Source organism: Clostridium sp. Marseille-QA1073, from assembly GCF_054863625.1.
In genome coordinates this window covers 1-10,343 of the sequence record NZ_JBSVQM010000046.1, presented here as the reverse complement: position 1 = coordinate 10,343, position 10,343 = coordinate 1, and the positions used below count along the sequence as shown (strand labels likewise).

8 protein-coding genes, 1 pseudogene and 2 riboswitches are annotated in these 10,343 nt (G+C 26.5%); of the genes and pseudogenes, 5 read left to right on the top strand and 4 right to left on the bottom strand.

What is annotated here, in order from left to right; translation table 11 throughout:
* Positions 1-104: 104 nt before the first annotated feature.
* Positions 105-278, top strand: a riboswitch (cobalamin riboswitch).
* 321 nt (positions 279-599) lie between these two features.
* A riboswitch (cobalamin riboswitch) is annotated at positions 600-707 on the top strand.
* 78 nt (positions 708-785) lie between these two features.
* The 5 genes and pseudogenes from ACY1IQ_RS20725 to ACY1IQ_RS20705 all read left to right on the top strand — a co-directional run bounded on the left by ACY1IQ_RS20725 (position 786) and on the right by ACY1IQ_RS20705 (position 5,636).
* Positions 786-1,064, top strand: coding sequence for a cysteine-rich small domain-containing protein (locus tag ACY1IQ_RS20725; RefSeq protein ID WP_454052858.1), 279 nt, complete (start codon positions 786-788; stop codon positions 1,062-1,064).
* Positions 1,058-2,023 carry a TIM barrel protein gene (locus ACY1IQ_RS20720; RefSeq protein WP_461615775.1) on the top strand — a complete coding sequence of 322 codons (966 nt, stop codon included), beginning with the start codon at positions 1,058-1,060 and terminating at the stop codon, positions 2,021-2,023. The genes ACY1IQ_RS20725 and ACY1IQ_RS20720 overlap by 7 nt, the downstream gene beginning before the upstream one ends.
* A 580-nt stretch (positions 2,024-2,603) precedes the next feature.
* Positions 2,604-3,299: a DUF421 domain-containing protein gene (locus ACY1IQ_RS20715; protein WP_461615774.1), complete on the top strand. Its 696-nt coding sequence runs from the start codon at positions 2,604-2,606 to the stop codon at positions 3,297-3,299.
* 273 nt (positions 3,300-3,572) lie between these two features.
* Positions 3,573-3,794, top strand: coding sequence for a sulfurtransferase TusA family protein (locus tag ACY1IQ_RS20710; protein WP_461615773.1), 222 nt, complete (start codon positions 3,573-3,575; stop codon positions 3,792-3,794).
* A 444-nt stretch (positions 3,795-4,238) separates the two neighbouring features.
* Positions 4,239-5,636 (top strand): annotated as a pseudogene (locus ACY1IQ_RS20705) (carbon starvation CstA family protein).
* A gap of 280 nt (positions 5,637-5,916) precedes the next feature.
* On the opposite strand, the gene ACY1IQ_RS20700 reads toward ACY1IQ_RS20705, so the two are convergent.
* The 4 genes from ACY1IQ_RS20700 to ACY1IQ_RS20685 form a co-directional block, all read right to left on the bottom strand.
* Complete coding sequence (locus ACY1IQ_RS20700; protein ID WP_461615772.1) at positions 5,917-6,030, bottom strand: hypothetical protein; 114 nt, start codon at positions 6,028-6,030, stop codon at positions 5,917-5,919.
* A gap of 43 nt (positions 6,031-6,073) precedes the next feature.
* Entirely contained in the window at positions 6,074-6,694 is a 621-nt protein-coding gene (locus tag ACY1IQ_RS20695; protein ID WP_461615771.1) for a LytR/AlgR family response regulator transcription factor, read from the bottom strand.
* A 3-nt stretch (positions 6,695-6,697) separates the two neighbouring features.
* The gene (locus tag ACY1IQ_RS20690; RefSeq protein ID WP_461615770.1) at positions 6,698-8,338 is read right to left on the bottom strand and encodes a LytS/YhcK type 5TM receptor domain-containing protein; all 1,641 of its coding nucleotides are present in this window, start codon (positions 8,336-8,338) and stop codon (positions 6,698-6,700) included.
* Positions 8,339-8,848: 510 nt separating this feature from the next.
* Positions 8,849-9,751 (bottom strand): LysR substrate-binding domain-containing protein, encoded by a 903-nt coding sequence (locus ACY1IQ_RS20685; RefSeq protein WP_461615769.1) that lies wholly within the window; start codon positions 9,749-9,751, stop codon positions 8,849-8,851.
* Positions 9,752-10,343 lie beyond the last annotated feature (592 nt).

The window sequence follows — 10,343 nt, the reverse complement described above, 5'->3', positions numbered from 1 at the left end:
ATAGATATTAGAAGAGAAAATTTATATAACTAATATAATTTTATGGTGAAATTGTTGGAATATACAGAATAAACTGTTATAATAACTGAGGTAGTAAATATAAAATTAAATATTTCGTTTTAGGTACCTTGATAAGGTTTAATAGGGAAAGTGGTGAAAATCCACTGCAGCCCCCGCTACTGTAGACGGAGACGAAGCCAAATCCACTGGAGCAATCTGGGAAGGATGGTGGAGAATGACCCGTGAGCCAGGAGACCTACCTAAATCAGTATATGAACTTCGGAGGGGAGTAAAACCATAGAATATAGTAGATAATATAGTTATAACTTTTATATGCTATATTGGTTTTCTATGTGACTATAATAGTATTATAAGCCTCCGTTTTACGGAGGCTTTATTTATTTACCAGGGAATTATGCGAACTTTAGTCATCTTCAAAAAACAATTAGCTACGGATAAAAGATGCTTTAAGTAATAGCTAAAGGTCAAGTTTTCTTTTATTTAATAAAAATAATATGAAATAAAGTTTTAAATATCTATAAATTACTTCGTTTTAAAATTTAATATTGTAACATTAGATTTCTTAATAGAATTAATAGGGAAAGTGGTGAAAGTCCACTACAGCCCACGCTAATCTGATGGAAGACGAATCTAAATACCACTGATCTTTTGGATGGGAAGATAAACTATGTATGTTATAATGATACAGAAGAAGAATTAAAAAAGATTTATTTAGAAATAGAAGGAAATATTGAAGAAGTTTAAAACTGAAAGGGGATATATAAATGAGTGAAAATTATAAGTTTTTTCAACATAAAAAATGTGAGTTTTTTCCTTGCCATAAGGTAAAAGATGAGGAGAAGTTTAACTGTCTATTTTGCTATTGTCCACTTTATTTTCTTGAAGAATGTGGTGGAAATAACACTAATTTTAATGGAGTTAAAGACTGTAGTAATTGTATGATACCGCATTCACAAAATGGATATGACTATATATTTAATAAAATAGTAGAGAAGAATAGAGAAAAAACAGAAAAAAATAAAGGAGGCTCAGTTGATTGCTAAAGCTCATTAATTTCTCTACATATAAATATGATACTGAAAGATTCAATTGTGATTCTAAAAGATTAGATGAATTTTTAGAAAAAAATAATATAGATGGAATTGAATTATTAAAACCTATAATGTGGGAGAAAAAAACAATTTTTAAAGATGTTATTAAGGGAGTTCACCTATCATATTATCCTAGCTGGATTGATTTTTGGAACGAAAATCAAAAAGAGCTTTTAAAGCAGTTTGGAGATATAGATAACATTAAAAAATATTATGGAGATATAAAAAAAGACATTATAGTAGAGAATTATAGAGAAGAAATAGAAATTGCAGATAGAATTGGGGCAGAATATGTAGTTTTTCATGTTTCTCATGTACAGTTAGAGCATGCTTATAGCTATAACTTTACTTATTCAGATTATGAAGTTATAGAAGCTACAGCAGAATTAATAAATGAAATTTTTAAGGGATTAAACACAAACATAAAACTTTTATTTGAAAATTTATGGTGGCCGGGCCTTACTATGTTAGATAAAAACATGGCATTAACTTTATTAGAAAAGGTTAATTATTCAAATAAAGGGTTTATGCTAGATACTGCACATTTAATGAACACCAACCATCATCTAGAAGATGAAGATCAGGGAATTAAGTATTTATTAAAAGTAGTTAAGGATCTTGGAGATTTAAAAAACTTTATTAAAGGTATACATCTTAATTTTTCATTGTCAGGGAAATATATTATAGAACAGATAGAAAAGAATAATAAAAATAAATTGACTTTAAAGGAAATGAATGAAAATATACATAGGCATATTATTAATATAGATAAACATGAACCTTTTTCAAATAAAGGCATAAAATCACTTGTTGAATTAATAAATCCTGAATATGTTATATATGAGTTTATAACATCATCACTTAATGAGCTTGAAGAGTATATTAAAATTCAGCATAATGCTTTAAGTTAATTATTATCAATATGTAAATAAGTTAAGGAGTCGCCTCTAATTATTAAGGTGGCTCCTTAATTTGTATTTTATTGTAAAGTATATAAACTCATCTGACGTCTCACTAAGATTTATAATTTCAAGTAAAGAGTTACATATTTAATTCTAGAATAGACATACTATTATTATAGATAAACTATCTTAAAAGTTAATGTATAGTTAATAATTATGCGATTAACTATTTTAATTTTTAACTTTAACCAATGGAGAATTGAGAATGGACAATTGACAATTATAGTGAAAATTAATTTTGTAAATTAATTTCTTAAAATAGATTTTTCAATAAGATTGACTCTGTCACTTTAAAAAGAAATGAATTCAAAACTTCTCTTATAAAAGAGAAGTTTAAATATTAATTAGCTTTAATTTTTGAATATTGTCTTAAGATATACTGCACCTTAGGGTAAACCTAAAGGGCTTTATTATTGTTCCGCATAGGTGGAAAAACTAATAATTAGATTGCTAGTAAAAACAATTAACTTTTTATTTGGTTTATCTATATATAGAACTTATTAAAATTAAATTTTAGGTGGTGTCTAATATGGACGTTAGTTTTATGGAGGTCTTAATATTACTTTTAAAAACAACTTTATCTTTTTTGGCTCTACTTATATTAACGAGAATACTTGGTAAGAAACAAATGAGTCAATTGACATTCTTTAACTATGTTACAGGTATAACCATTGGTTCTATTGTAGCAAATATTATAACTGTAGATAATGAACCTTTTATTGATGAAATAATAGGATTAGTTTGGTGGTGCATTTTAGCAGAAGTAACGGCATATGTTACCGTTAAATCTCATAAATTAGGAAGGATAATTGATGGTGAACCAAGTATTGTTATTAAGGATGGCAAAATTATTAGAAAAGTAATGGTTGATTTGAAAATGAATGTAGAAGATTTAACTATGATGCTTAGGGAACAAAGTATATTTTCTGTTAGTGAAGTTGATTATGCTATTTTAGAATCAAATGGAAAGTTAAGTGTACTTAAAAAGGATGAGTATCTAGAAGTTAATAAGGGAGATATGAAAATAAAACCTTTACCTAAAAAGTATTTACCAACTCAAGTAGTGTCTGATGGTAGTATAGTTGAACATAACTTAAAAGAATTAAATATAACTCAAAAGTGGCTAGAAAAACAATTAAAAAATTTTGGAGTAAAGTCAGTAAATGAAGTTTATTATGCAGAAGTTCAAAGTGATGGAACCTTATTTGTAAATAAGAAAGATTAGAAAAATAAATGTTAAGGTTGAAAAAGATTTATAATAAACTTTTATAATAAAAACTTCTATTACTTTATTGAATTCAATAAGTAATAGAAGTTTTTTATTTTATTTAAGATATTTAATTAAATGATAATAATATGTTTTAATCTTGAGAAGTAATGTTAAGATAAAAATATAGCATATAATTTATTATATTTTCAATATTATAATATTGGTATAAGCTAATATGTAGTGGGCAAAATACATAGAAAAATTATAAATGATAATGAGGTGATATAATTGTCAGAATTTTTAGATTGTGTTGGTTATATCTGTCCTGTGCCAGTAGTAAAAGCACAAATTAAATATAAAAAAATAGATATTGGAGAGTGTGTAACTGTAATTTCAGATCATAGTTGTACACCTCAAGGACTTAAAGATGGTTTTAAAAAATACAATTGTGAAATAACTGTTGAAGAAGATGATGGTATATGGGAAATAACTATTAAAAAATTAGGTTAATAAAAAATTTTGCTATTATATTTTAATAAGTCGGATAGAACATAATAAAACTCATAACTGTACAAATTTACAGCTATGAGTTTATTATGTTTATTAATTAGATTTATTTTAATAAAAGTATTTTATTATTGAACTAATTATTATTCTTAAATATAAGGCATATTTGTATTGGGCTATACATTATATTTTAACGTAATGCATCTATAGTATGTGTTGTATTAACTATTTTTATATTAATTATAACACAACGTTAAATCTTAGCTTTTATGTATTCATCATTAAAAGTAATAATTTATGCAGTTATTTAACTAAGTTTTTTTACCATTTAACTTAGTAATTTGTACGTTTACAGAAGAATTGTTTGAAAATTTGAAAATATATACTATACTTTCTGTACATACTTAAATTTTAATTAGAACTTATATTATTATAGGGGGAGATTATATGATTACATTTCTATCATCAATAGTAATTCTTATTTTAGGTTATTTTATTTATGGAAAGTTTACTGAGAATATGTTTGGAATGGATGAAAGTCGTCAGACTCCAGCTGTAAGACTTGAGGATGGTGTTGATTTTATTAAGCTTCCACCAGCAAAAATTTTTTAATTCAATTTTTAAATATTGCTGGGCTTGGTCCAATATTTGGTGCGATTTCAGGCGCACTTTGGGGACCAGCAGCATTTTTATGGATAGTATTTGGTTGTATTTTTGCAGGTGCAGTACATGATTATCTATCTGGTATGTTATCAGTTAGACATGATGGAGCTAGTATTCCAGAAGTTGTTGGAAAATATCTTGGAGGTGGATTTAAGCAATTTATGAGAGGAGTTCTCAGTTGTGCTTCTTATTCTTGTTGGTACAGTATTTATAATGAGACCAGCAGGTTTACTTGCTAGTTTAACTCCAGATAAATTAGATAAAACATTTTGGTTATATATAATTTTTCGTATATTTTATATTAGCTACTGTGTTACCAATAGATAAGCTTATAGGTAAGTTTATCCTATATTTGGTCTATGCTTACTTGTTATGGCTATAGGAGTTGGTGGAGGAATAGTATTTGGAGATTTTAACATTCCAGAGTTAACAATTCAAAATTTACATCCAAGTAATCTACCAATATGGCCAATGATGTTTGTAACTATTGCTTGTGGAGCAATTTCAGGATTCTGCAACTCAATCACCGATGATGGCTAGATGTATTGGAAATGAAAAGAAGGTAGAGCTTGCTTTTTGGAGCTATGATTGCAGAAGGTATTGTAGCATTAGTATGGGCAGCAGCAGCTATGACCTTTTTCCATGGTACAGAAGGATTAGCAAAAGCTTTAGCTGAACAAGGTGGCCAAGCGGGAGTAGTTCATATTATATCTACTTCGTTACTTGGAAAGGTAGGAGGTGTTTTAGCTATACTTGGAGTTATAGCTTGTCCAATAACTTCTGGAGATACAGCTTTTAGAAGTGCGAGACTTACTATTGCGGACTTTAAATTATAAGCAAGGACCTATTAAAAATAGATTGATATTAAGTTTGCCGTTATTTGTAATAGCTTATGGATTAACTTTAATAGATTTTAATATTATTTGGAGATATTTTGCCTGGGCAAATCAAACATTAGCTATGGTAGTTTTATGGGCGGGAAGCTTTATGTACATGGTTCTTAATGAAAAGTCTCATTGGTTTGTATCTATACCAGCAACATTTATGACAGCAGTTGCGGTTACTTATATACTTGTAGCACCAGAAGGATTTAAAATAGCTACCTCAATAGCTTATCCAATAGGAATAGTGATAGCTGTAGCATCTTTAGTTCTATTCTTAACTGTGTCAAAAAGAAACTAATGAGTAATAATATGGAAAAATATTCTAATATGTAGAAAAAACCCCTAAGGTATAGTTTATACTTTAGGGGCTTTATCGATGCACAATTCAAAATTCACAATGCACAATTGTGGATTTTGAATTGATCCTGTAGCGGCGAACAGTGTTGGTCACATAACTAGCAATTGTATTGCTATTCAAAAAAATCTATTCAAAGAAATTATTTTGACTAAAAATAATTTTCTCCTTAATTGTGAATTGTGAACTGTGCATTGAATTTAAATATAGTACATTTATAATTTTACAATCCCAAAAGTTTCTTTAAATCTTTTACTTTATTTCTACTTACAGAAATTTCGGTTTTCTCATTATCATTCATAACCACTTTTAAATTATAATTAAATAATGGAAACAATTCTTTTACATATTTAATATTTATTATGTAACTTCTATGTATTCTAAAAATCTGTTTTTTCTTCTATTTCACATAAGGTAAACATAGTAGGATACCCTTTATCCTTTGTTTTAACATATGTAGCATTATTAAAAGTGAAGCAAAAATAAATTTCATCCATATCTAGAAACATTGTTCTACCATGCAATTCACAAGGAAATTTTTTAAGTTTAGTATCATTTTTTTGAATATGTTCTAATATTTCTTGAATTTTTGAATCCATATTATCTGAATTAGAACTAGTATTTTTACTTTCAAAATGTTTATATATCCTATTGATAGAATTAGTTATTCTCTTTTCATCAAAAGGCTTTAATATATAATCAATAGCCTCAAGTTCGAAGGCTTTTATTGCATAATCATCATAAGAAGTAACAAAAATTATTTCTATATCATTATATTTAAGTTCTCTTAGCTTTTGGGCAAGAGTAATGCCATTAATACCCGGAATATTAATGTCCATAAAAATTAATTGAATTTCATTTTTCATAATAAAGTCTAAAGCTTCAATACCATTACAACAGATTCCAATTAAATTCAATTTATCGAATTTTTTAAGTATAAACTTTAATTCATCTCTTACGGGAGCTTCATCTTCAACAATAATATAATTAATATCTCTCATGCTTTACAACCTTTCTTTGGGGATTTTAAAATAAACTGTAGTTCCTTCATTTAAAGTACTTTTTATTTTTAGTTTACTTTTATCACCATATAAAAGTCTTAATCTTTCATTTGCATTTTTTACACCAATACCACAGTTTTCATATAATAGTATATTTTTAATTTTATTCTCATCCATTCCCACACCATTATCTTTCACCAAAAAGGATATGTATTCCTCTTTTTCTCTAATTATAAGGTTCATAGTACCACCTTCAATTTTAGGGAGTATTCCATGTTTTATAGCATTTTCAATTAATGGTTGCAGAATAAATACAGGAACTTTAATGTGGGAAAGTCCATTTTCTACATCGATATTTATTAAAAGTCTTTGACCAAATCTTGCTTTTTCAATATTTAAATAAGAAGTTAAAAAATTAAGTTCTTCTTCTAGAGAAATGAAATCTTCATTTCTCTTTAAAGTAGTTCTAAAATAGTTTGATAGTTCAAGAATTAATGATCTAGCTTTTTCGGAATCAGTTCTACATAAAGATGCGATAGTAGCTAAGGAATTAAATAAAAAATGAGGATGTATTTGCATTCTAAGTGCTTTATAATTAGCTTCCATACCTTGCTGAGCTAGTTTGTTTAACTCATACATTTTTACTTCATTAGATAAAAGATCACTAAGTTCTTCACATAAACTAAAATAATTTTTTATTTCATAATTTGATTTTATTTTTATTCCAACAGATCCTCTATATTTATTATTAATTTCAATTGGCGATATAATTATAGGATGTTCTTCTCTTATATCACTATCTTCATAAAATAATTTAGATTTCAAATCCTCAGATTCATTTATTGACTTTATCCAATTGCTTAAAGTCTCCTCTGTTATAATTATATTTTTCCTTCCAAGGAACCTTTCTTCATTGGAAATAAATATACCTAAAATACTAGAAACAGCATGAATCTCGTCAATAAATTTTTCAACGTTTTCATTTTTAAATCCAGTTTTCATATAGTAACTACCTTGTTTAGCAATTCTTAATGCTTTAAAGGTTTGAGCTATTTCAGAATTCAATAGATCTTTTTTCACATCTTTTACAATAGCTATAAATATAACTACCCCTAATGTATTTACTAAAACCATAGGAAGAAGAATAACTTTTTCTAACATTAATGCTTTCTCAAAAGGTTTAGCAATTATAAGTACCATTAAGAATTGAATTATTTCTGCACATATTCCACTGTAAAAAGCTCCTTTTATACTAAAGTCATAGGAAGAAGGTTTTTTTGAAAACAAATATCCAGTCATTGCTTCAAAAAAAGAGGCTATAGCACAGGCCAATGCAGTAAATCCACCAAAAGTATATCTATGCCATCCAGCAATCAATGCTACGATAGTGCCTACTATTGGACCACCAATATAACCTGCAGTAATTACTCCAATAGGCCTTATATTAGCAAGAGCATTATCAACAACAGCTATACCAAGATAGTTACCTATCATTGATAAAAAAGAGAAAAAGACTATCATTAATAATTTATCTTTTTTATTTATGTTGCATTGAATGAGATTTTTAAAGGTTTTCGTTCTGGTAAATAAATAAGCAGACAAAGCTATAAGTGACATTCTTTGTAAAAGTTCAATATATAACATTAAAAAACACCTCAAGTTTATGGAATTTTAAATAATAAAAATGCGCAAGAAATATTCTCTAAAAAAATTTTTTAAAGAAACTAAAATTAGAGGTCAAACAAATTTTATTAATGGATTATTTATGTAATTAATATATTTAGTATATCAATGTAAAATAACAAAGTAAATAATCTGACAAGAACATTATAAAGAGGATTTATATATTAAAATATAACTATAAATAATGTTCTAAATGGATAGAAGATATGATTTAAAATTGCATTAAAATAAATTTCAGCTACGTTAGAAACTGTATGTATGAAGTAAAGTTTTTAGAATATGTTGATTTAATTTATTTCATAACATTAGGTAAAGTATAAATTAAATCTAAACATATTAAAAAAGTGTAACTATAATTTGAAATTATAGTTACACTTTCTAAGGACTTAAAGATAATTTTAAAAGAAATAATTTCTTAATAAAGATTAAAAAAGATAATAGAATATAGACAATAATTATTTAAAATTCATATTAACAAAAGGTTTCTCTACCATATTTCATTATATATTGTATAAAGTTTTTTATATGTGGCTGTGAGGCTTTACTTTTTGAAGATATTAAACATATATTGCATTTAGGTTTAGCATCTATTATAGGTAAAGTCTTTAAAATGCCCGCATGGATTTCTTGTTTTACAGAAGTATTAGGAAGAATTGATACACCATGATTTGCTATCACAGAGGCTTTTATAGATTCTATTGTATCAAGTTCCATTTCAATATTCACCTTTTTTATTGTTCCAACAACATTTGAAAACATATCTTCAATAGAGTCTCTTATGCCACTTCCTTTTGATCCAATTATGAGAGGGAGAGTAGCAATTTCATTTAAAGAGATAGAGTCTTTTTGCATATCAATTTTACTTGAATGTATAAATAACAAATTGTTACTGCATATGTTAAAACATTCCACACCATCTATATTTATTTCACAATCTATAAATCCTATATCAGCACTGCAATCTAAGACATGCTCTATTACTCGTTTTGTATGTTCATTTTTTAAAATAAATCTTACATCATCATGGCTTTTTTTATATAAATGTAAAGTGCAAGGAAGGAGGTATTCTCCAACGCTATTACAGGTAGATATTTTTATCTCTTGAATTAATGAATTCTTGCATTGATTTAATTCTTTTACCATATTTTCATACAGATTTACTAGAGTTTCAGCATAACTTAATACTATCTCACCTTCATCAGTTAAATCTACTCCTTTATTACTACGTATCAAAAGCTTTGAGTCAAGAGACTTCTCTAATGCTTGAAGTTGTTGACTTAAAGCTGATTGAGTCATATGAAGTTTTTTTGAAGCTTTTGATATACTATCTTGTTTTACTGTTTCTATAAATGAGATAAAGTAGTTTATGTTCACTTTAAGTACCCACCTTTCTTTATTTTATATAAAGAAACCACTTTAATGTTTAAAATAATGGCTTCTTGAAAAGAGATATACAAATTCTAATATTAATTAACTATTATTATCTAGTACTTTGTAAATATCTATTAAATGTATATTTAGATAATTATGAATACTTTTCTTTCATGGAAGAAGAGTTAAATTGCACCTTAAATTTTGTTAATTCTTCATTTATTGAAGCTGTGAATTGAAAAGTTTACCGGAACTATATTTAATTACACATTAACCTTTAAGATTGCGTATCTATATATAATTTTATTATAACTTTTATAGTGTCATATATAAAGCATAACCTGTTAATAAATTAACCCATCATTGAAAAAATTAACTTTCTGCATGTACAAGAAATATCGTATATAGATATTTCAAAGTCAAAGAATATAATCATATAGTTATCTTACCTTTATTATTTCAATCTATAGAACGTATATTTAGATTATGCAAAGTGAATTTAATAGGCTATGAATTCAAGGCGTAAAAAACAATAATTATTTTAATGAATTTGTTAATTTTTATAACTTGTATATCTATAATTATCATTGTTTAG

Coding starts and splice junctions, on each gene's coding strand:
- ACY1IQ_RS20725 (WP_454052858.1), top strand. CDS start 786: ATGAGTGAAAATTATAAGTTTTTTCAACATAAAAAATGTGAGTTTTTT.
- ACY1IQ_RS20715 (WP_461615774.1), top strand. CDS start 2,604: ATGGACGTTAGTTTTATGGAGGTCTTAATATTACTTTTAAAAACAACT.
- ACY1IQ_RS20695 (WP_461615771.1), bottom strand. CDS start 6,694: ATGAGAGATATTAATTATATTATTGTTGAAGATGAAGCTCCCGTAAGA.
- ACY1IQ_RS20690 (WP_461615770.1), bottom strand. CDS start 8,338: ATGTTATATATTGAACTTTTACAAAGAATGTCACTTATAGCTTTGTCT.